Annotated in this window: 19 protein-coding genes and 1 pseudogene; 4 read left to right on the top strand and 16 right to left on the bottom strand. The window is 59.0% G+C overall.

Annotated elements, in window-relative coordinates:
- Positions 1-392: 392 nt before the first annotated feature.
- Together EC86_RS0122205 and EC86_RS0122210 are read left to right on the top strand one after the other, a co-directional pair.
- Positions 393-1,406 (top strand): LysR family transcriptional regulator, encoded by a 1,014-nt coding sequence (locus EC86_RS0122205; protein WP_084181676.1) that lies wholly within the window; start codon positions 393-395, stop codon positions 1,404-1,406.
- Positions 1,399-2,391: a LysR family transcriptional regulator gene (locus tag EC86_RS0122210; RefSeq protein WP_084181677.1), complete on the top strand. Its 993-nt coding sequence runs from the start codon at positions 1,399-1,401 to the stop codon at positions 2,389-2,391. The genes EC86_RS0122205 and EC86_RS0122210 overlap by 8 nt, the downstream gene beginning before the upstream one ends.
- Positions 2,392-2,738: 347 nt before the next feature.
- Here the strand turns inward: EC86_RS0122210 and EC86_RS0122215 are convergent, their stop codons facing one another.
- From EC86_RS0122215 to EC86_RS0122235, 5 genes and pseudogenes are all read right to left on the bottom strand, one after another.
- A complete protein-coding gene (locus EC86_RS0122215; protein ID WP_029528036.1) occupies positions 2,739-3,158 on the bottom strand; it encodes a nuclear transport factor 2 family protein in 420 nt (139 codons plus the stop codon).
- A 31-nt stretch (positions 3,159-3,189) separates the two neighbouring features.
- Positions 3,190-4,016, bottom strand: a pseudogene (locus tag EC86_RS26530) (IS982 family transposase).
- A gap of 227 nt (positions 4,017-4,243) precedes the next feature.
- Positions 4,244-4,798 (bottom strand): nuclear transport factor 2 family protein, encoded by a 555-nt coding sequence (locus EC86_RS0122225; RefSeq protein WP_029528037.1) that lies wholly within the window; start codon positions 4,796-4,798, stop codon positions 4,244-4,246.
- 146 nt (positions 4,799-4,944) lie between these two features.
- Positions 4,945-7,218 carry a CocE/NonD family hydrolase gene (locus EC86_RS26535; RefSeq protein WP_084181678.1) on the bottom strand — a complete coding sequence of 758 codons (2,274 nt, stop codon included), beginning with the start codon at positions 7,216-7,218 and terminating at the stop codon, positions 4,945-4,947.
- A gap of 139 nt (positions 7,219-7,357) precedes the next feature.
- Positions 7,358-9,100: a CocE/NonD family hydrolase gene (locus tag EC86_RS0122235; protein WP_029528038.1), complete on the bottom strand. Its 1,743-nt coding sequence runs from the start codon at positions 9,098-9,100 to the stop codon at positions 7,358-7,360.
- A gap of 209 nt (positions 9,101-9,309) precedes the next feature.
- Between EC86_RS0122235 and EC86_RS0122240 the strand changes: the two genes are divergently transcribed.
- The gene (locus tag EC86_RS0122240; protein ID WP_198026879.1) at positions 9,310-9,861 is read left to right on the top strand and encodes a TetR/AcrR family transcriptional regulator; all 552 of its coding nucleotides are present in this window, start codon (positions 9,310-9,312) and stop codon (positions 9,859-9,861) included.
- On the opposite strand, the gene EC86_RS30700 is transcribed toward EC86_RS0122240, so the two are convergent.
- The 6 genes from EC86_RS30700 to EC86_RS0122260 form a co-directional block, all read right to left on the bottom strand.
- The gene (locus EC86_RS30700; protein ID WP_456299400.1) at positions 9,852-10,025 is read right to left on the bottom strand and encodes an SDR family oxidoreductase; all 174 of its coding nucleotides are present in this window, start codon (positions 10,023-10,025) and stop codon (positions 9,852-9,854) included. The two genes, EC86_RS0122240 and EC86_RS30700, sit on opposite strands and share 10 nt — an antisense overlap.
- A 57-nt stretch (positions 10,026-10,082) precedes the next feature.
- Positions 10,083-10,292: an SDR family NAD(P)-dependent oxidoreductase gene (locus EC86_RS30705; RefSeq protein WP_051676271.1), complete on the bottom strand. Its 210-nt coding sequence runs from the start codon at positions 10,290-10,292 to the stop codon at positions 10,083-10,085.
- On the bottom strand, positions 10,279-10,494 hold the full coding sequence (locus EC86_RS30620) for an SDR family oxidoreductase (RefSeq protein WP_051676272.1): 216 nt from the start codon (positions 10,492-10,494) through the stop codon (positions 10,279-10,281). The genes EC86_RS30705 and EC86_RS30620 overlap by 14 nt, the downstream gene beginning before the upstream one ends.
- 179 nt (positions 10,495-10,673) lie before the next feature.
- A complete protein-coding gene (locus tag EC86_RS0122250; RefSeq protein WP_029528040.1) occupies positions 10,674-11,573 on the bottom strand; it encodes an SDR family oxidoreductase in 900 nt (299 codons plus the stop codon).
- Positions 11,570-13,846, bottom strand: coding sequence for a CocE/NonD family hydrolase (locus EC86_RS0122255; protein ID WP_029528041.1), 2,277 nt, complete (start codon positions 13,844-13,846; stop codon positions 11,570-11,572). Before EC86_RS0122255 ends, EC86_RS0122250 begins: the two co-directional genes overlap by 4 nt.
- Before the next feature lie 47 nt (positions 13,847-13,893).
- Positions 13,894-15,633 carry a CocE/NonD family hydrolase gene (locus EC86_RS0122260; RefSeq protein WP_029528042.1) on the bottom strand — a complete coding sequence of 580 codons (1,740 nt, stop codon included), beginning with the start codon at positions 15,631-15,633 and terminating at the stop codon, positions 13,894-13,896.
- 118 nt (positions 15,634-15,751) lie between these two features.
- Here EC86_RS0122260 and EC86_RS0122265 point away from each other — a divergent pair, with 118 nt between their 5' ends.
- Positions 15,752-16,357 carry a TetR/AcrR family transcriptional regulator gene (locus EC86_RS0122265; RefSeq protein WP_029528043.1) on the top strand — a complete coding sequence of 202 codons (606 nt, stop codon included), beginning with the start codon at positions 15,752-15,754 and terminating at the stop codon, positions 16,355-16,357.
- A 100-nt stretch (positions 16,358-16,457) separates the two neighbouring features.
- Here EC86_RS0122265 and EC86_RS0122270 read toward each other — a convergent pair whose 3' ends face one another.
- The 5 genes from EC86_RS0122270 to EC86_RS0122290 are packed head-to-tail and all read right to left on the bottom strand — an operon-like array spanning position 16,458 to position 21,152.
- Positions 16,458-17,270, bottom strand: a complete 813-nt coding sequence (locus tag EC86_RS0122270) for an HpcH/HpaI aldolase/citrate lyase family protein (protein WP_232230010.1) — start codon at positions 17,268-17,270, stop codon at positions 16,458-16,460.
- A gap of 41 nt (positions 17,271-17,311) precedes the next feature.
- Positions 17,312-18,496 (bottom strand): CaiB/BaiF CoA transferase family protein, encoded by a 1,185-nt coding sequence (locus EC86_RS0122275; RefSeq protein WP_029528045.1) that lies wholly within the window; start codon positions 18,494-18,496, stop codon positions 17,312-17,314.
- A 33-nt stretch (positions 18,497-18,529) separates the two neighbouring features.
- A complete protein-coding gene (locus EC86_RS0122280; RefSeq protein ID WP_029528046.1) occupies positions 18,530-19,384 on the bottom strand; it encodes an HTD2 family dehydratase in 855 nt (284 codons plus the stop codon).
- A gap of 60 nt (positions 19,385-19,444) precedes the next feature.
- Complete coding sequence (locus tag EC86_RS0122285) at positions 19,445-20,389, bottom strand: electron transfer flavoprotein subunit alpha/FixB family protein (RefSeq protein WP_029528047.1); 945 nt, start codon at positions 20,387-20,389, stop codon at positions 19,445-19,447.
- Between the two features lie 13 nt (positions 20,390-20,402).
- Positions 20,403-21,152 carry an electron transfer flavoprotein subunit beta/FixA family protein gene (locus EC86_RS0122290; RefSeq protein ID WP_029528048.1) on the bottom strand — a complete coding sequence of 250 codons (750 nt, stop codon included), beginning with the start codon at positions 21,150-21,152 and terminating at the stop codon, positions 20,403-20,405.
- Between the last annotated feature and the right edge of the window lie 5 nt (positions 21,153-21,157).

The raw sequence follows: 21,157 nt of genomic DNA on the forward strand, positions 1-21,157 counted from the left end.
ACGCGCTGTTCCGTGTCATGGAAATTCTTTTTACGCTCATTCTTGTCTCCTTAATTTGATGGTAGGGCGCATGGGCTCTGATTACTGATCTGCCCAGCAACATAAAGATCGGCCAGTCATAGCGACCGCAAAATTACCTCCTTCATGGTCTTGCTGGTACCGGTGTAGATTCGTTGCACGCACGCATCGGTGTCAAAGCAACACAGGGTTTCAACTTGAAAGATCAATTCCATGTCCTCGTTTAGTCTGGATCGCGTATCCGGGTTGGGTTGGAATATAGGCAGCTCTCGACGACATGGAAAATGATTAATACTGCTGCGCATCAGTTGGATACTTGATAAATTCGGGTTATCCCGTAGCACCTCTGGCAAGCAACTTACGACAATGGGCCCATGTTTCCCAAGTTATTGCACATCAGTCTCTTTGTCGCCGTGTACGAGGAAGGCTCGTTCACGGCGGCTGCCAGCCGCGAGGGGCTGGGCCAGTCCGGCGTTTCCGCGCATGTGCGGCAGTTGGAAACGCAACTGGGCGTACAGCTTTTCGCGCGCGACCGCGCGATCGTTCCCACACCGGCCGGCCATGCCTACTATCGCCAGTGCGTGCAGCTGCTGCGCACGCATGCGGTCGCATGCCACGCGGTCGGCCGCCGCGCGGAGCAGCCCGCCGGCGCGCTGCGCATCGGCATGATCCCGACCATAAGCCGCTCGGTATTTAGCCGGGCGCTGCTCGCCTTTGAGGCGTCTTATCCCACCGTTTCGATCCAATTGACTGAAGGTTCCGGCAGCGTGATTGCGACCGCGGTGCGGCGCGGAATGCTGGATTTCGGCATCACGCAGCGCATGCCGGACGACGCCAGCGGAACCAGCGGGCTGCGCACCTCGTTGTTCACCAGAACACCGGCGTTTCTGGTTTCCTCACCCGACTCTGACTTGCCCCATTGCGAGCCGGTTCGCCTGCGCGACATCAAGGACCTGCACCTGGTGCTGCCCGTCGGGCGACGGCCGCTGCTCGAACAGTACCTGATCGACCACAAGGTCCAGGTCGCGCAGCGGCTCAGCTGGTTCGAGTCCATGCTGGGCGCCATGGACCTGGTCCGTTCCAGCCACTGGACGGCCGTAATTTCCGGACTGTTCATCGCCGACGACCTGCGGCGCCGGCGTTTTACGCTCAACCCACTGGCCGATCCCATACTCTGGGACGATCTGCTGCTGGTGGAGCCGGAACGCAAGCCCTTGTCCATGGTTGCCCACGACTTCATCGGCTTGTTGAGCAAGGCCACCGAAGAGATCAACATGATCCCGATCCGCATCGCCCATGGCGAGCGGTTGCCCAGCCTCGGCCAGACGCTCGGCCCTGAGCAACCATTGAGCTTGCTGCCTGCACTGGTCACTGCTTCCCATGGATGAATCGCTGCCCGGCCTGCGGGAGATCAGAATGTTCGTGGCGGTGTATGAGGAGCGGTCCTTCACCGCCGCGGCGGCACGCGAATTCGCCACCCAGTCGGGCATCTCTCAGCATGTCAAGCAAATCGAAGAATCCCTGGGCGTACAGTTGTTCAACCGGCATAACAAGATTGTGGATTCCACCGCGGCGGGCACCTTGTTCTACCAGCACTGCCTGGAGGTGCTGGCTGCCAACTCCAAGGCCCTGCTGGCGCTGGGCGCCTTCGAGTCCGGCCTTGCCGGCGAAGTCCGCTTCGGGCTGACGCCCACACTAGCGACCCATCAGCTCGCGCCGGCCTATCTGCGCCTGATGACGCAGAACCCCAACGCCTCCATCGCGGTGGTGGACGCCCCCAGCAACATGCTGATGGACATGGTGCGGGCTAGGGAACTCGACTTTGCAATCATTCCGTCGATTTCGCAGCCGCCTGCGGATCTGGTCACGACGGTCTTTGCCGCCACGCCTGGGTTCCTGGTCTCATCCACCACCCACGCCAGCGGCTTCAGGCATGGGGAAGCCATCAAATTCGACGCGCTGGCGGGCCTCAAGCTACTAGCCTCTGACAGCCGCGAGCATGCCCGGTGGATCGGCGCGCAGCTGGACATGCTTTCGGGTCCAGGTCCTCGTTACCAGCTGGGCGCCGTTCTGGCAACACTAGACCTGATCCGGCAAAGCGATTGGATGGCCATTCTTCCCGGGCTGCTGTTCGTTCACGACATCAGCGCCGATCCTTCGGAGCGGGACTTCAGAATCAACCCCTTCTCCGGCTCCGGTCTGACGCTGGAACTGCGGCTGGTGCAGCCGCCTCATCCAACGCCTTCCCCGCTAACGCTGGCAGCCATACGCATCCTTCAAGAAGTGACCCAGGAGCACCTCTTGCTGCTACGCAATTTCTCGTCGGACAACGAGTCGACCGGGGGACAGCCTCGCGCTCGCATCGAGTGCTAAATCCAGCTTCCCGGGCGCCAGTTGTCGCGGCTGAGTCTTCGAGCGCGCGCAACATGGGAAATTGCAAAGCGGTCCATCATCATTGCGCAAGGCATGCAGGCAAATCTATAATTCTGGAAAATCGTGTAAGTCTCTAGCAATGATATCCCCCTGTGCCCCAGATAGAAGTGTCTCCTTTTCATCGTGCGGAGGGCAGCGAGGGTGGGCAAGGTCAGATTGATGAGCTAGAAGGAGGCGCAGTGCGATTGGGGTCAAGATTGTGTGGAGATCAACAGTCATTGAGCTTATCGTCTCAGGCAAATTTCATACAGGATCTTTACCGAAGGTCGCCTTTACATCAACCAAATTCAGTCAGACTTCATCGTCACTTTCTGACTTCGTTGTTCGGCCATCTTGATCATTGGAAATGGATCATAGTAATAAGGTCGTATTTCACAAATTTTATTGTCACGGAACTTAATAACCTCTGCTACCGCCAAAGGCTGCCCGTCATGGCCTTCCAAAGTGAACTCCACGAGTCCCATAGCGTATCCTTCGCCAACCGTAGTGGCGATATGATCAATCTTGCGAATTGCCAGAGCTTTTAGCACGATCGGAATCAATTCGCGAAATGCATCTTTACTCCTATAAGTTCCTCCAAAAGGCATGAAGTAGGGGATTGTGATTTGAAAATCGTCGGTGAGCAATTCGCGTGCCGCAATTTGATTTCCGGCGAGACCTAGCGCGTAGTGCTGATGAACAAGCGACAGCTGTTCCTCGTGAGTCATAATTAACCTGAGTTCTGGATAGCGAAAGGAGTCAGTTCACGGCCAGGGGGTCCCGACAATCCCATACCGCAATGCGAGGCTTCACGGGTTGCAGGCAGTACGCCACGATGCCGGCCATCAGGTTGACAGCAAAATTCATGGGCGAACGGTGCCGGGTGTGCTCAATATGGCACAGGTTCTTGAGTTCATCGAACACGGTCTCCACCAGCGAGCGCTTGCGCAGCAGCGCCTGGTCGCACTCAGAATGCACGACCGTTTTCATGTTCTTGCGTACCCGCGTGACGAGGTCGATGCCGTTGTCCTTCATCTTCTGCGAAAACTCCTTGCCAATGTAGCCCTTGTCGGCGTACAGCTTGCCAAACAGATTGGAGGCGATGGCCAGCAATCCTTTGCGGTTCAATCCACGTTGCCCGGCGTGACCTTGATGGCCAGCAATTCGCCCTGGTGGTTGATGACCGCGTGCAGCTTGAAGCCATAAAACCACCCGGTAGACGATTTGCCGCGCTGGGCAATGCCCTTGAAAACCTTGTGGCGCTTAATGCGCAGGTTGTGGCAGACGACCAGCGGTGTGGCGTCGGCAATCGACAACCCTGTGCAGGTGCCCTTGAGCGTCTCGAACAAGGCTGCCAGCACCACCGCGCAGCGCAGTATCAGGGCCACGAAGCGGGTATACGACAGCCGGCGGGGAAATTCCGCGGTCATGAAGCGGCACACGGTGCCCCGGAAGAACTCCTTGAACTGCCGGCCGAGCATCGTGTGAAACAGCACTGGAATCGTGGTCATCTCGGACAGCGACATCGCGCCCGGCCGGTTGCGCCGCTGTTTGTCGCTGGTGTCGAGCATGCGCTGCGCAAGCAGCGGCTCAAATTGCTGTCAGAAGTCGTCGATGAGGCAGAACAACTCCGTGGTCTTGTCCATGATGGGGCACCTCCATAAGCATTGGGTGCGCCAATTTTGCAGTCGGTCACCCCTTGCTTGCACGCCGTACGGAGACTGCGCTTATCCAGAACTCAGGTTAATTATCTCCTTGTGTCCATGCTAACGGTGGCGACCTGAGGGAGGTGCCACTCCCGGCGATTTGTGATTTAGGCGTCTGCGAGTGATTTTTCTGCAGTCGGGGTGCCGGAATATCCTGCGACTTTTCGCAGAACGCGATCAGTGCCGTCGCGACGAGTATTCGAAGCGTCGGGATGATCGTCGAAAAAGTTACCCTTGGGATAGCGGTACATCCAGTCGACCATGAGGCGGCGTTCAGCGATTAGCCAAACGCCATCACGGCGTTCAAACCGATCGAAATAGCGCGCCCACAACTTGACGGTATCGCCTTTCCAGTGATGCCGATCGGAGGCTTCGTGGTCAGCTTGTAAATAGGTTTCGACATAGGCAATCTCTGGACCGTCGAATTCGACCAAGCTATTGCCGAGGAAATGCATTGTGCGTTCGAAGCGTGGCATTTCGTCAGTCAAAAACTGGAAGAAACCCTCGGCTCCCCCGACATGCAGGCTCTCGGGAAAATGGATGTAAGCGTCTTTATGGAATGCGCCACGCACCAATGACATGTCGATCCGGTCAAGGCCACGGCAATAGCGCAGCAGAACATCGTGGATTTCGGTGCGCGCGGCGAGTTCTTCGAGAGTCATAGTTATCTCCTGTTTAAATGGGAATTAAATTTTCAGTTTTCGACTCACGGGCTCTTGTTCAGAAGAACCCGCGATATGCTATCGAATAAAAAATCGGTTTGTAGAAGTTACTGCTGCCAGACTGCCCGTGCAGCGGCAGCCAAGTTTTACGAGTCCTTCGCCGGAACAATGGGTAGCTGGATGAAACCCGGGCAATCCGGCCCGGTGTAGATCGTGTTTCGCGCGCCGTCGTGGTAGGCGGTGTTATAGCCATGCCGGGGGCCGTGATCGACCCCATCGAACGGCTGAATGTCTACGCGTAGACGGTATCCCTTGCGGATCAAAGCCGTGTTGGGAATGATCTCGACTTCAACCGGCACTACTTCGTTACCTTCAAGTGGCGCGTAGTCGGCTTGGCGATGCGTGTGCTTGACCGTGTAGTCGGTCGATCGCGACACATCGATCTTGCGGTGTGACACCTTCAACCAGCCCTTCGCGAGCGGGTAATTAGGGACGTTCATCCCCATCGTGGTCGGGCCAGCGTAGTCGACCTCCCGGCCCTCATCATCGAGAATCCGCAGGCTGATGTAAATGTCCATGTCTTCGCTGGTAGACGAAACCCACAGCTTCGCTTTGCCATAACCCGCAAAAACCATGTCTTCTTTCACAGGCTCACTGATAAAAGAGACACCCGTCTTCCAGATTTCAAGCACGGAGGGCGGTTTGACTGGCAGAAAGCATGGGGGTATACCCGTGCGCAGTTCCAATGGAATCTCGGCGGAATAGTCGGCTTTGCGTTCAGCGGTCGGAGGCGTAAGCGACAGACGAAGGAAATCATTGCGGTACTCGTCGCCCGTCCAATCCGAAGGCGTGGCATCGAAGAACCATCGGGGATAGGTCGTCCTTGCGATAGGCCATTCATTTTCTTCCTGAATATAGGAAGCGCCATTGCCGCTGCGAATCTCCAGTCGCACTGGCGGCTTGTCCATGATGCCATTGTCGATGTCTTTCAGCCAATGGTCAAAAAATGCCCGATGATCAGCGATGGCTGCTCGCGAATAGGGTTTGGTGAACCAATCTTCCCAAAAGTCGAGCTTTTTAGCCGCCGTGTTCGTGGCCAGATAAGCTTCGCTGCTACCTAGCTGGTGGAAATGAGCCATGTGGGTGGTACAGGCGATGGCCCAGAGGGGCACAGTTACCTTGCTCATGTCTGGGTTCATCATGATCGTGGATCTTGGCCCAAAAGCTGCGCTGGTGTCGGAGTCCTTGAAGGAGGCTTCTTTGAGCATCCCGATGAAGTCAACTGCGTTGGGTTCTCCGCACACGGCAGCAAGAACACCGGCCCTGTACCAGTGAGTGAAAAATTCTTCGTTGAGAATGCCACCGGTATACGCTACTTCATCGTACAGATCGACATCGGTGCCGATGGCGATCATCGCTTTCAGATGCAATGGCTCAAGGCTGGCCGCTGCGTGTTGGCTCATGGCGTAGTAGGACATGCCCCACAGTCCTACATTGCCGTTAGACCACGACTGCTCCCCCGACCAATCGATCGCATCGCGGAATGCCTCGGCCGTCTCAATACCCCAAGGCGCAAGTGTTCCGGGGTTTTTGCCTGAGCCGGGACCATCAACGCGCATCACCACGTAGTCGTGCGGAACCCAATCTACTGTATTGACAGTCTCGTGGTTCTCAAACACCTGTCCATCGGAGTTGCCCTGGAAATAGCGCTCCTCCATTTCTTCATGAGCCTCGAAATCGGCAGCATTTGCAATCGAATGATGGTAGAACGCCCGGCCATAGGGGCCACAGTTCATGATGACTGGAAACTTGCCTTCCTTTGCAGGGCGGAACACATCTGCGTAGACGTACAGACCGTTTTGCAGCGGCACCTTGACGTCTTTGAAACGTAATATACCGAGGATATTGCGACGAACTTCATTGCGCGCAGTTGCTGCCTTGCATAGCTGGCGCGGCATGCGATCCGTGAAGACGCCAGAAGCATCGAGTTCTTCGAGCAGCGTTGCGATCAAGGGGTCTTGCTCAAATTCGGAAACGGGGTTTCGATCAAGGCCCGCAAAGGAGATGTCGTGCCGGAAGTTAATGCGCCGTTGGCCGATGATGTCATGCACTACCGGATCAATTGCAATTCCACCGTCCAGATTACCGTCTCGATCGAGCGAGCACAAAAATCGCGCAATGTTGGTCAGGCCCGCATCGAACAGTTTGTTGATGTTGCCATCCACACGACTGACGATTTCCGCCAGATTGATGCGGGGTGCGCCCAACGCAGAGCCGATCGTGGTGCTTCCTACAAGAAACGCAACACGTTCGCCGTGGCAATACTGAAATTCGCCCTTGTCGTTCGTTAGCCCATTGACGGTTGGGGTTTGGTATTTAAGGCCGGAAACCGGCCCGGAAAAAATGCCTGTTTGGAGCATGCTGAATTCCTTTCAGGAGTCTTATCGACCCATGGGTCTTAATCGCGATGACAGCTGAATCAAAAAAAGTCATCGCAGGGGAAGTCCGTTTTCTCAGGACGGTTACGGTGTCATGCTTGGGCTCATGCGGTTGAAATACCTATCTGTCCACCCTGATGGGCAACTGAAGATAAGAAGCGTGCCCACCACCAGTGTGTATGACATGCTGCCCACTGTTGGCGCCGGTGTATTCACGAATTCCGGGCATCATCGTTCCCAGAAGGTTTCTGGCACTGATAACGAAGCGCAACTGCTCGCCAGGATGGAAGGCCCAACCAATGGGAAGCAAGTCGATTTCAATGTCGACGATCTGACCAGGCGAGAGCTTCTCCACGCGATTAAAGCTATGGGCCGGCACGTCCTCGGTCGACAGTTTTCCATCAAGGTGGCGGGCCGAGACGCGCAAGCGGCCGTCGGAGCCTTTGTAACGCAGAATGGTCGCGCCATGGTCCGTAAGATCGTGGATCCTCGCATTCTGGTTGGGCACCGTAAACTGCTGCAGGGGCGTGCCGTAGGCGTCGAGCTTTTGAATCAGCACGAACAGGTCCATGTCGTCGGCGCCTTTTGCTTCGACCCAGAGGTGCGCCTTCGGGTAGCCGACCATCACCGTTTCCTGTGCGAAGCGCGTGATGAACGACACCGCATTCGGATTGGATGCGACGTCGTAGGCCGCTGGCACATCGTTGGCTGGCAATTTGGTGGCTAGCATGCGGCTGGCGCCGTCGAGGTAGAACTTGGTCGATGTGACGTCCTCCGGCGGAAAGGCCATGGCCGCCACATTGACCTGGTCGCCACCCTGAAAATCGTGAACGGCATAGCGGACGCGTGGCGTTGACTCCCATCCGTTGTCCACGTCTTTGAGGTAGCGGTCAAGGAAGCGGCGCAGATCTTCCACGTTCGCTTCGTCGTAATAGTCAGGCCACTCTTGGCTGTTGTGGATACGCAGCCACTTATCTTGCGAGGCCATGCGCCGCCAGGCGCGGAACGTGCCCGCCGTGTGTAAGGTATTGGAGTAGCTGGCTACGACGAAGGCGGGCACGGTGATGCGATCAAAATCGGGAATCTTGTTTTCCCACAGGTCGTTGATCAGCGGGTAGTGCTCCGCCTCAGACAGGATGTCTTCCTTGCGGTTCTTGCCACAGAAGCTGCCGTTCTGGAGCATCCCGGCGAAGCCGGTGTCTGGCATGCCGCCGCGCATCACCAGGTCACGGTAGACGTCGCTCACACCCTCCCATGGGTTGATCGCTGCCAGGTGTTTGGGTTGCTCAGCCGCAGTGAACCATTGCGAGACCGCGAGGTAAGAGGTCCCGCTCATTCCGACCTTGCCGGAGCACCACGCTTGTTCGGCCAGCCACTCGATCAGGTCGTGGCAGTCGCGACCTTCTTGGCGGTCCCAAAATACGCTGTCGCCCTCAGAGTCGACAATGCCGCGGATGTCCGGGTTGCAAATCGCATAGCCCTGCGCACACCAGTACGCCGGGTCCAGCGCTTCGAACTTTGCCAAACCCGAGACGATCGAGTTGCTCAGTCCCACCAGCCCGAAGACGCCCATCACACTGATCGAGGTGCCCTGCCCCTTGCCGTAGGGGCTCCACGCTACGATAACGGGCACCTTTTCGACGCCAACTGGGCGGAACACATCAACATAGATCGTCAAACCGTCGCGCAAGGGAACGGCGACATCCTTCTCGAACACGATGTCGACCGGCAGTGGCTTGAATTGCGGCGCAATCTGGAAACCTGCTGCCAGTGTTCGGACCCCCGGTTTGAAGGCGGTCAGTAGGCCGGTTCTGTCTGCCGGCAGTGGGTGGGATGGAACGAAAATTTGCGGAGTATCGCTCATGGTGAAATCCTTGTGTCTTGCAGACCGTGGCATTACTTTGGTTAGTGACATCAGTGTAAGCTTGTTGATCCGAAAACTCAACACACGTTGAGATTGGGGTTTACCCTAAAGTATTAAAAAGAATGACCATGAATGAAGAACCAACGCCTACCGGGCGCCCAGAGCGACGGCCGGGTCGGCGACCGGGGTCGGGTAGCACCCGACAGACGGTGCTCGATGTCGCACGTGCCCGTTTCGCCAGCGATGGATTTGCTGCGACTACCATGCGGCTCGTGGCCGCCGATGCCGGCGTTGACGTGTCCATGGTGATGCAGTTTTTTCGCTCGAAAGACGAACTTTTTGCGGCTGTCATGAACATTCCAGGATCTGCCCTGGAAAAGTTGAGTACGGTTTTCGAGGGAGCGGACGACCAATTGGGAGAGCGTGTAGTTCGCGCTTTTCTTCAGGCGTGGGATGGTGCGCCCGAGGAGTCTGAGCCCCTCATGGCGATGCTCCGTGGTGCGATCGTGAACGAACAGGCGCGTCATCAATTGCGGGACTACATTGAGTCCAGGCTTCTGACGGGCGCGAGCCAACGACTCGGGCCTGATGCCGGAATCCGGGGGGGCGTGGCGTTATCCATGCTCGTGGGCTTGATTACAGGCCGACAAATCATCGGCGTTCCAATTCTTGCCGCGGCAGATCGTGAAACTCTTGTGGCAATCGCCGCCCCCGCTATTCAGCACGCGCTTGTGCCGACCCATGGATTCATTCAAAAATAGTACAAACCACCGTCTGCCCGAATTGTCTGGCCGGTGACGAAATGCGAATCCTCGTCCGTCAGAAATCGAATGAACCCGACGATTTCAGTGGGCTCGGATACCCGTTTGATCGCCTGCGCATTGGCCATCGCATTGAGCCAATTGGTCGCGCCATTGATCGACAAAACGCCTGGGGTTCGTGTGAGCGACGGACTGGCGGCACTGACGGTAATGCCATATTTTCAAAGGTCGGCCGCCATACCCCGGGTCAGACCGATAGCGCCCATCTTGCTGGCCTTGTACGCAGCCCCTTTTTCGGTGGAGAGCTGTACGGAGTCTGACGTCATGTTCACGATGCGTCCCCATCCGCGCTCCTCCATGGAGGGAACAAACGCCTGGCTCACGAAAAATTTCGAGTCAAGGTTGATCGAAATGACTCTACGCCATGACATCAAAGCTCAAGTCATCAAAGACGTAAGCCGGGAATATGCCCGCATTGTTGATGACGATGTCGCACTTGCCGAAGCGCCAGAGCGTTGCTTCAGCAAGGCGTGCGACATCGGTGGGAGATAACACGTCGTCAACGACTTCCAGCCATTCCGCCCTGGTGGCTTCCACCAGACCGCGAGTCTCTTCGGCCTCGCTAATGTCCACGTCAACGATAATGGCACCCCGTGCAACGAGCCCCGCAGCGATGGCCTAACCGATGCCCTGACTTGCGCCGGTCACAACAGCTACTTTGCCTGTATGGGTAGTCATGTTGTCTCCTTTAATTTATGAACTCATCAAAATGGCGAGTGCATTGATTTTCCGCCAGCGGATTTGCGTCGCCGTCAACATTGGGCAGCTCGCGCAGATATGCGAGACGCGTTGAAGACGGCGTTTTCCCTGCGCACGAACTCCTCAAAGCTAGTCGGAGGACGACCGAGCAACCAGGTCAAGACGTTCGGATTGCCGAGGAAGTCATGGCTGCTGTAGCGGGCCTCAATGGCGCGGATCATCCGCAGTTGGTACTCAAGGGCGCTCGGGTCGGAGTCGCCCATTCGCGCGCGCAGGAAGGCCGCCGCGTCGATGCGCTCGACTCGGATATCGCGCCCAAGCACCTCCGAAAGTACCCGGCCGATGTCATGGCCCGTGAAGTGGTCAGGCCCAGCTAGTTCGTAGGTCGCTGCGCAATGGCGTTCCGACTGGGCCAGCACCAGCGCGACGACGTCGGTGACGTCGTCGAGGTCCACCATGGACTGGCGCCGATCCAGCGACCAGGACAGGCGAAAAACATTCTCCTCGAATACCGACGTGAGACGGTGCGGCAACATGTAGTTGGCCGGCTGCAGGATGGTGAACGCCATCCCGGAGGACAACAGGTGCTCTTCTAGATCACGCTTGATCTCGTGCTGGATCAGGTCGGTGGTGATGGCGTGAAGCACTGAACTCAACACGAAGTGGCCGACGCCCGCAGCCCTTGCCGCGTCAATCATGGCAAAACCCATTGCCCGTTCGTCACTGTGCAGGGTCGGGCCGACATGGTAGAGGCTCGCAACGCCGCGCACGGCCTCTGCAATAAAGGTGGTGTCAGCGAGGTCACCCACCAACACCTGCTGCACGCCCTGCTCTCGGAGATGGCGGGCCGACGCTTCGGTTCTCACGCAAGCGCGCACACGATGCCCTGCCCCGAGAAGCTTTGGGATCAGATGTTTGCCTTGGTTGCCGTTGGCAGAAGTGATCAGGATCATTGAGTGATGTTCCAGGGGACGATGGGCAGCTGCAGATAGCTTGGATGGTCAGAACCGGTGTAAATCCGGTTCACCGCGCCGACGTGATAACTCTCGTCATAGGCGCGCACCGGAACCCCCGCTGGCGAGTAAGGCTGAATATCAACCCGAAGGCGGTATCCTTTTCGGATCAATGCCGTACTGGGGTTGAGCCCGACTTCGATCGGCACGATGTCGCCACTGCTCAGAGGTGCGCTATCTTGTTCCTGATGCGTATGAACCGGCCAGTAGTTGGACGAGCGTTCACCATCAAGCTTGCGGCGCGACACTTTCAGCAGACCATGGCCGACCGGGTGGATATGGTTCAGATCCACCGGAAGCACCAGCGACTCGTAGCGGATCTCGCGGTCGTTCCCATCGAGCACGCGCAGGGAAACGAAGACATCCATGTCCTTGCTGGTTGATTCCACCCACAGGCCAACCTTCATGTAACCGGCCAGCGTCATGTCTTCGGCCATCGGATCGCTGACGAAGGAGACGCCGGTAGACCAGCGCGGCGCGCCGCCGATGGGACCACTCGGCGCAAGCGAGGGCGTGCCAAGGTCAAAGTGGGCTTCATATTCTGCGGAGCTGCTCTCGCTCGGGACGGTTTCGCTGATCCGCAGCATGTCGGTGCGTCGGCCATCCTTTTGCCAATCCGACGGTTTGGCGTCGAGGTACCAGCGGCGATAGTCTGTGCGGGCGATCGGCCATTCCTGTTCTTTCAACACGAAATGGGCGCCGTTGCCGGTTCTGACCTGAACCCGAACCGGCGCTTCGTCCATCACCCCGTTTTCGATGCCCTTAAGCCAGTAATCGAAATACCGCATGTGCTCTTCGGTGGTCTTGCTGGTATAGCTGCCCGGGAACCAGGTATCCGTGAAGTCGAACTTTCTTGCCTTGGCGCTGGTGGACCGGATGAAGGTTTCGCTGCTGCCAAGCTGATGGATGATGGCGCCAACCTGAGGGCCGACGATCCAGACCGGCGCGGTGGCTTTTTCCATTTCAGGGCGCATGAAGATCGTGCCGCGCGGGCCATAGGCCTGCGGATCGTTGAAGGGCGTGGCCAGAGCGCGGGCCATCCAGTCCGATTCGCGCCGCATGCCGCAGTGGTTGTTGCCGGACCAGATTTTCCACCACCACATCCAGAACCCGGACCCAAAGATACCGCCGCCATACAGCGCTTCGTTGTAGATGTCGGAATCGGTCCCCTGCGCAATCATCGCTTTGAGATGCGGCGGCTGCAGGCTGGCGACGTTGTGCTGCGTCATGGCCAGATAGGACATGCCCCACAGGCCGACATTGCCATTCGACCAGGGCTGGGTGCCGGCCCATTCGATCGCGTCGTAATAATCTTCGGCTTCCTGCACGCTCAGTGGGGCCTGCAATCCGGGGCTCTTGCAGACGCCGCGCGACTCTACCCGGATGCAGACGTAGCCGGCCGGTACCCACACCGAGGAATCGACGCTTTCGTGGTTTTCATACTGGGCGCCGTCCGGATTGCCGGAAAAATAGCGGTCTTCCATCACTTCCTTGCGCAGCACATCGGCTTCGTTGGCGATGCAGTCGTGATAAAAGCTCTTGCCGTAAAAGCCCTTGGCCATCACGACGGGATAGTGGCCAGGCTCTGCTGGGCGAAAGACATCGGCTCCGACATACGAGCCGTCGCGCACCGGAATCTTGACATCGGTCATTTTGATGATGCCGCGTATATTGCGCCGCAATTCGTTGCGCGTGGTCGCCGGATCGCTCAAGGTACGGGGCAAGCTGGTGGCGAAAACGTCGGGGTGGGCATTGAGCGCGTCGAGAATGGCGCGCACCTTTGGGTCATTGCCGAAGTGGTTGGCGCCGTTCGCGTCGGTTGCGACGACGGGTTGTTCGAAGTTGATCGTCATGGGGCCGATGAGCTCATGCACGATAGGCGCAATCTTGACGCCCGTCTCGATATTGCCGTCGTGATCGAGTGTGTGAACCAATCGGGCAAGATTGGTCACGAACGGATCGTGAAGCTTGTCGATCTTTCCTGAAACGCGGGTGACCAGCTGTGCCAGATTCATCCGCGGCGCGGCTTCAACTGCCCCCAGAACCAGCCCGCCGACCAGGAAGGTAATGGCCTCTCCGGCCCTGTAATGGAATTCGCCGTTGTCGGTTGTGATGCCCGACAGCGTCGGCGTTTGGTATTTCAGGCCAGACGTCGGCCCGGCAAAGACACCTTTCAGAACAGGGTTCTGATCTGGAGCAGAAGATTTTTGCATGGAAAGATCCTTCAGGATTAAAACGGTAGGTGCGGCACGCGGGCCGGTCAGGCTGCCTTGATTGGCAGCTGGAGATAGGAGGCGTGTTCGCCGCCGGTATGAATGACGTGCTGCCCACTGTTGGCGCCAGCGTACTCGCGGATCCCGGGCATGATCGTTCCCACCAGGTTGCGCGAGCTGATCACGAAGCGCAGCTGTTCGCCCGGGTAAAACACCAGGCCAATCGGGAACAAATCAATTTCAATGTCAACGATCTGGCCGGGCGAGAGTTTCTCCACGCGGTCGAAGCTGTGGGCCGGCACGTCAACGGTGGACAGTTTTTCGTCGAGGTGGCGCGCCGACACCCGCAACCGGCCATCGGAGCCCTTGTAGCGCAGGACAGTCGCGCCGTGATCGGTGAGATCGTGGATGCGCGCGTTCTGGTTGGGCACGGTGAACTGCTGCAGGGGTGTGCCGTAGGCGTCGAGCTTCTGGATCAGCACGAACAAGTCCATGTCGTCGGCGCCTTGCGCCTCGACCCACAGGTGCGCCTTTGGGTAGCCGACCATCACTGTTTCCTGCTCGAAGCGGGTGATGAACGACACCGCATTCGGGTTGACTGCGACGTTGTAGGCGGCAGGGTTGCCGACCGCCGGCGCGGTGGTCGTCAGCGTGCGCTTCATGCCGTCGAGGTAAAATCTGGTCGAGGCGACGCCCGCTGGCGGGAAAGCGTCAGCAGGCACGTTGACCTGATCGCCGCCCTTGAAGTCATGCACGGCGTAGCGGACACGGGGCGTGGTTTCCCAGCCGTTGTCCTCATCTTTCAGGTAACGGTCAAAGAAGCGGCGCTGGTCCGTCAGGTTGACTTCGTCGTAGTAGTCGGGCCACTCCTGGCCATTGTGGATGCGCAACCATTTGTCTTGCGAAGCCAGGCGTCGCCAGGCGCGGAACGTTCCTGCGGTGTGCAGCGTGTTCGTGTAGCAGGCCACGACGAACGCCGGCACCGTGATGCGATCAAAATCGGGGATCTTGTTTTCCCACAGGTCGTTGATCAGCGGATAGCGCGCCGCTTCCGACAGGATGTCTTCCTTCTGGTTCTTGCCGAAGAAACTGCCATCCTGAAGCAGCTGGGCGAACCCGGTGTCAGGCATGCCGCCGCGCATGACCAGATCGCGGTACACGTCGCTCACGCCTTCCCACGGGTTGATCGCCGCCAGGTGTTTGGGCTGCTCGGCCGCAGTGAACCATTGCGAGACCGCGAGGTAGGAGGTGCCGCTCATGCCGACCTTGCCATTCGACCAGGCTTGCGTGCCTAGCCATTCGATCAGGTCGTGGCAGTCGCGGCCTTCCTGGCGATCCCACAGCACGCTGTCGCCCTCGGAGTCAACGCCGCCGCGTACGTCGGGGTTGCAAATCGCGTAACCCTTTTCGCACCAGTACGCGGGGTCCGGGCCTTCGAACTTTTCCAGGCCCGAGACGATGGAGTTGCTCAGGCCGACCAGGCCAAACACGCCCATCACGCTCATGGAGCTTCCCTGGCCCTTGCCGTATGGACTCCAGGCCAGCAGGACCGGCACATTCTCGACGCCGGCGGGCCGGAACACATCGACGTAGATCGTGACACCGTCGCGCAACTTCACGGCCACGTCTTTTTCAAAAATGATGTCCACTGGCAGCGGACGGAACTGCGGCGCGAGCTGGAAGCCCGCATTCAAGGTTCGGGTTCCCGGCGCGAAAGCGGTCAGGAGGCCGGTTCTTCCTGGCGGAAGCGGATTGGACTGCACGAAAATCTTCTGGCTATCACTCATGGTGTCTCCTTTTGTCTTTTGAACCTGGGAACGACTCCCGGTTAGATGCAAGTCTAAGTCTGTTGCCACAGAAAATCAACTTGTGTTGATATGTTTTATATTTCGAGATAATCAGGGGATGACCATCAAAAAAAATTCAACTCCCACGGTGCGCCGTGGTCGGCGGCCAGGGCAGAACAGCACGCGGCAAACGGTGCTCGACGCGGCGCGCGTCCGCTTCGCCAAAGACGGGTTCGCCGCCACCACCATCCGGCTCGTGGCCTCTGATGCCGGGGTCGACGTGGCCCAGGTGATGCAATTCTTCCGCTCTAAAGACGAACTCTTCGCGGCCGTGATGGCCGTCCCCGTGTCCGCGCTGGACCGATTCAGCACGGTATTCGAGGGACCTGATGAGCATCTGGGCGAGCGGGTGGTCCGCGCCTTTCTCCAGGCTTGGGAAGGCGTACCCGAGGAGTCAGAACCCCTCATGGCGTCGCTTCGCGGTGCGATCGTCAATGAACAAGCACGCGCTCAGCTGCGTGACTTCATTCAGTCCAGGCTGTTGGCCGGCACCAGCGAACACCGCGGTTCTGATGCCGCGCTCCGCGCTGGCCTGGCGTCATCTTTGCTCATCGGCCTCGTCACCAGTCGGCGAATCATTGGCGTGCCTCTTCTTGTCGCAGCGCATACGGAACAACTTGTCACGATCATCGCCCCGGCTATTCAAAAGATTCTGGTGCCATAGCCAACACGTGGCGCAGAACTCGAAAGATCTGAAGCAACGGGCAGGAATAGCATTGATGCGAAAAAACTCCATTTTTCCGTTTTCCATGGGCTGGCAGCAGTTATCTCTGGGCACTCGCCACGATCTTCTGTGCAGCATGGATGACGGGCAAATCGACCATGCGGTCATCCAGGCTGAAAGCCTCGCCGCCGCGCCTTGCCGCCTCCGCCAGCACACGGCGCGCCCAGGCCTGGTCAGCTTCGGAATAGCCCAGGGCCTCGTGAACGCCAGCCACTTGCGCGGGATGGATGCATAGCTTGCAGCCAAAGCCGAAAGCGCGCGAGCGCCGGGCATCCGCCGCCAGCCGCTCGGCGTTGCCCGTAGCGGTGGTCACTCCATCGATCGGCGCCGGCAGTCGGGACCGGCGCGAGGCGCACACGAGCGCGTTGCGCGCGAATGCCAGTTCATGCTCATCGGGCGATGCGGACATGCCGAGGTCGAGCTGGAAGTCCAGATGGCCAAATGCAAGGCGCAGGACATGTTTTTCGCGGGCCAGCGAATCAGCCGCATCCAGACCCGCCAGGGATTCGATGAGGGCCACGATGCGCGCGCCAGAGCCGAGCCTCTCCCCTACCCTGCCAACCACACCCGCGTCTTCCGACTTGGGCAGCATGACGGTCAGGCCCTGGCGGGTCCAGTCCCGCAATGATTCAATGTCGCGATCGTGCCATTCGGTTCCAGTCGCGTTGACACGCACAAGCAGGCGAGCCAGCTGAACTGGGGGAAAAAGCGGCAGATGCTGCGCCAACTGATCCCGGGCACTGTCCTTGCTGTCGGGCGATACGGCATCTTCCAGATCGATGATGATGCAATCGGCACCGGATTCGAAAGCCTTGGCGAAGCGTTCAGGCCGCGTGGCGGGCACGAACAGCAAGCTGCGTGCAACAAGCACTGGTGATGGGCTTGCTTGCACGGTCAAATCACTCCAGTGGCGCTCAGTTGCGCAATGTCGGCCTCGGAACGCCCCAGCTCTTGCAGAATGCTTTTGCTGTGCTCGCCCAATGCAGGCACAGCATCCATGCGGCATTCAAACGCATTGCTGGTGGCCGGTGGCAGCAGCGCCTGCAACTCGCCCGCCGCCGAGCCGATTGTGCGAAAGCGCTGGCGCGCGTGCAGTTGTGGATGTGACCACAGGTCGCCCACCTGATTGACGCTGGCATTGGCGATCTTCGCCTTATCCAGCCGCGCGAGCACCTCCTCTGCCGTGAGTTCGGCAAACAGATCCAGAATGGTCTGTCGCAGCGCAGCGCGGTTCTCGACGCGGCGCACGTTTGCGTCGAAGCGCGGATCGGAGACCAACTCCGGGCGACGCAGCACTTGCTCGCAAAACGCCTTCCACTCACGCTCATTCTGCAGGCCAAGCATCACGACCTTGCCGTCCCCTGCCTCGAAGGGGCCATAGGGGTAGATGGTCGCATGCGACGCACCATTGCGGCTGGGCGGCTGCTGGCCGTCGTAGGCGTAATACATGGGGAAGCCCATCCACTCCGTGAGCGCCTCCAGCATGGACACTTCCACATGCGAGCCCTGGCCAGTCTGCTGGCGCTGCAGCAAGGCACTGAGCACGCCGGTGTAGGCATACATGCCTGCGGCGATATCGGCGATGGAGTTGCCTGCCTTGCTGGGCTCTTCCGGCGTTCCGGTGATCGAAAGGAAGGCGGCCTCGCTCTGGATCAGCAGGTCGTAGGCCTTCTTGTCGCGGTAAGGGCCGTCAGCCCCATAACCAGAGATGTCGCAAACAATCAGGCGTGGATTTTTGGCATGCAGCGCCTCGAAGCTCAGACCCATGCGGGCTGCAGCACCGGGGGCCAGATTCTGTACCAGTACATCGGCCTGCGCAATGAGTTCGCCCAGCACCTCCAGTGCCTGGGGCTGCTTCAAGTCCAGTGTGAGACTTTCCTTGGACCGGTTGGTCCAGACGAAATGCGAGGCAAGCCCGCGCGTGCGATGGTCATAGGCTCGCGCGAAGTCGCCGCTGCCTGGCCGCTCGACTTTGATAACGCGCGCACCCAGGTCGGCCAATTGCCGGGTGCAGAAAGGAGCGGCAATGGCATGCTCCAGCGTAATGACGGTAATGCCTGTCAGGGGACGCATTTGCATAATTTGTGTCGTTGTTTGGTTGTTTGATGGATATCAGTCGATCTCGGCGCTGGCCTGCATTGCCAGCTGGCCATCGGGGGCCCGCGCCCACAGGTGTGCCGTGTGTCCGTTGTCCTCCACCTTTCCGGCTACCGTGAAGGGTGCCGTGTCGAACAAGGGACCAACGGCCTTGAACACAAAGGTTTTGACGTGCTTGTGGGGGTGCGCCCGGCGCAGCTCCTCCATGAGCAGCGTGGCGATCAGAGGTCCATGCACCACGAGGCCGGGGTAGCCCTCTTCCTGCATGGCATAGGTCCTGTCGTAGTGGATGCGGTGGCCGTTGAAGGTCAGGGCTGAGTAGCGCATCAGCAGCACCGGGTCGGGCGTGATGATGCGGGCGAATTGCTCATCGTTGGGTGCAGCCGCAGGCTTCGGCGCGGGCGTACCTGGCGTGGGTGCGTCGCGATAGACGAGGTCCTGCTCCTCGCGGATGGCAAGGCCCTGCGCATCGAAGATGTCGTGCTGCACGGTCACGAACACCAGCTGGCCGCTGCGACCCGTCTTGCTTTGGATGTTCTTGATGACGGACACCCGCCGCATCTGCGCCCCCAGGGCCAGCGGGCGCAGGAACTGCAGCCGCCCACCAGCCCACATGCGCCGGGGCAACTGGACGGGAGGCAGAAAACCGCCGCGCTTTGGATGCCCGTCCGTGTCAATGTTCGATTGGCGCTCGCCTGGCAGGAAATAAAGCCAATGCCAAAGCGGTGGTAATTCCGAAGGCAGCGCAGGCGCGTTGGCGTTGTCCAGCGTGGCCAGCAAGAGGCGGACCGGCGCGCTGCTCACCGGGTCCTCGCATTCGTCAAGGCGGCCAACCCAGCTGTCAAAGGATTCAGGATTCTCAGAATTCATGGCGCCTTGCACTCCACAGTAAATAAAATCGGTTGGCCGCTAAAGATTGACGGGAGCGCTTCACAAAACCGAAACCAGTTCCGGTACAGCCACAAACAGGTCAGCAACGAGGCCGTAGTCGGCCACCGAGAAGATGGGCGCTTCCTCATCCTTGTTGATCGCGACGATGACCTTGCTGTCCTTCATGCCGGCCAGATGCTGGATGGCGCCGGAGATACCCGCAGCCACATACAGCTGTGGCGCCACGATCTTGCCGGTCTGCCCGACCTGCCAGTCGTTGGGCGCGTAACCGGCATCGACCGCCCCGCGCGAGGCGCCCAGGGCCGCGCCGAGCTTGTCAGCCAGCGGCGTCAAGACTTCGCCGAACTTCTCGCTCGAGCCCAGCGCCCGGCCGCCCGAGACGATGACCTTGGCCGCCGTCAGCTCGGGCCGGTCGCTTTTGGCGATTTCCGAGCCCAGGAAAGATGACTTGCCGCTGTCGGCGACAGCGGCAACAGTTTGCACGGCACCGAAGCCGCCTGTTGAGGCGGCAGCATCAAAGCCCGTGGTGCGCACGGTGATGACCTGAGTAACGTCCAAGCTCTGGACGGTGGCAATGGCGTTGCCGGCGTAGATCGGGCGCTCGAAGGTATCGGCGGCAACCACCCGGGTGATGTCCGAGATCTGGCCCACGCCCAGCAACGCGGCCACACGCGGGGCGATGTTTTTGCCCGAGGCCGTGGCCGGGAACAAAAGGTGGCTGTAGCTACTAGCCATGGCAACCACTTGGGCTGCCATGTTCTCGGCCAGTCCGTAAGCCAATGAGTCACCGTCTGCATAAATCACTTTGCTTACACCGGTGATTCGAGCAGCTGCTTCGGCCACGCTTTTGGCCTGGTACCCCAGCACCAGAACGTGCACCTGCCCGTTCGTGAACATGCTGATCTCGGCGGCGGCCTTGACGGTATGAAGGGTAGCCACCTTGAGGGAGGCATTGTCGTGTTCAGCAATAACGAGTGTGGTCATTTCAGTCGGTTCCTTAGATCACTTTGGCTTCGTTCCTGAGCTTGCTGACCAAGGTGGCCACGTCGGCGACCTTGATGCCGGCGCTGCGCTTCGGGGGCTCGCTGACCTTCAGGGTCTTGATGCGCGGGGTCACATCGACGCCCAGGTCGGCCGGCAAGACGCGCTCCAGCGGCTTTTTCTTGGCCTTCATGATGTTGGGCAGCGTCACGTAGCGCGGCTCGTTCAGACGCAAATCGGTCGTGATGATCGCTGGCAGCGTCAAGGAAAGCGTCTCGAGCCCGCCATCGACTTCACGGGTGACCCGGGCAACGCCATCAGCCACTTCGGCTTTGGAGGCAAACGTCGCCTGTCCCCAGTCCAGCAGGGCCGCCAGCATCTGGCCGGTCTGGTTGCAGTCGTCGTCGATGGCCTGCTTGCCCAGGATGACGAGCTGCGGCTGCTCTTTATCGACCAGGGCTTTCAACAGCTTGGCCACGGCCAGCGGCTGCAATTCTTCTGACGTCTCGACCAGAATGGCGCGGTCCGCGCCAATGGCCATGGCCGTGCGTAGCGTTTCCTGGCACTGGGCAACGCCGCAGCTGACGGCGATGACTTCCGTGGCGACGCCTTTTTCCTTCAGCCGCATCGCCTCTTCGACGGCGATCTCATCAAACGGGTTCATGCTCATCTTGACATTGGCGATCTCCACGCCCGTGCCATCGGATTTGACGCGGACTTTGACGTTGTAATCGACAACACGCTTGATGGGAACGAGAACTTTCATATCAA

Origin of the sequence: Polaromonas glacialis, from assembly GCF_000709345.1 — a bacterium.
Classification (GTDB): domain Bacteria; phylum Pseudomonadota; class Gammaproteobacteria; order Burkholderiales; family Burkholderiaceae_C; genus Polaromonas; species Polaromonas glacialis.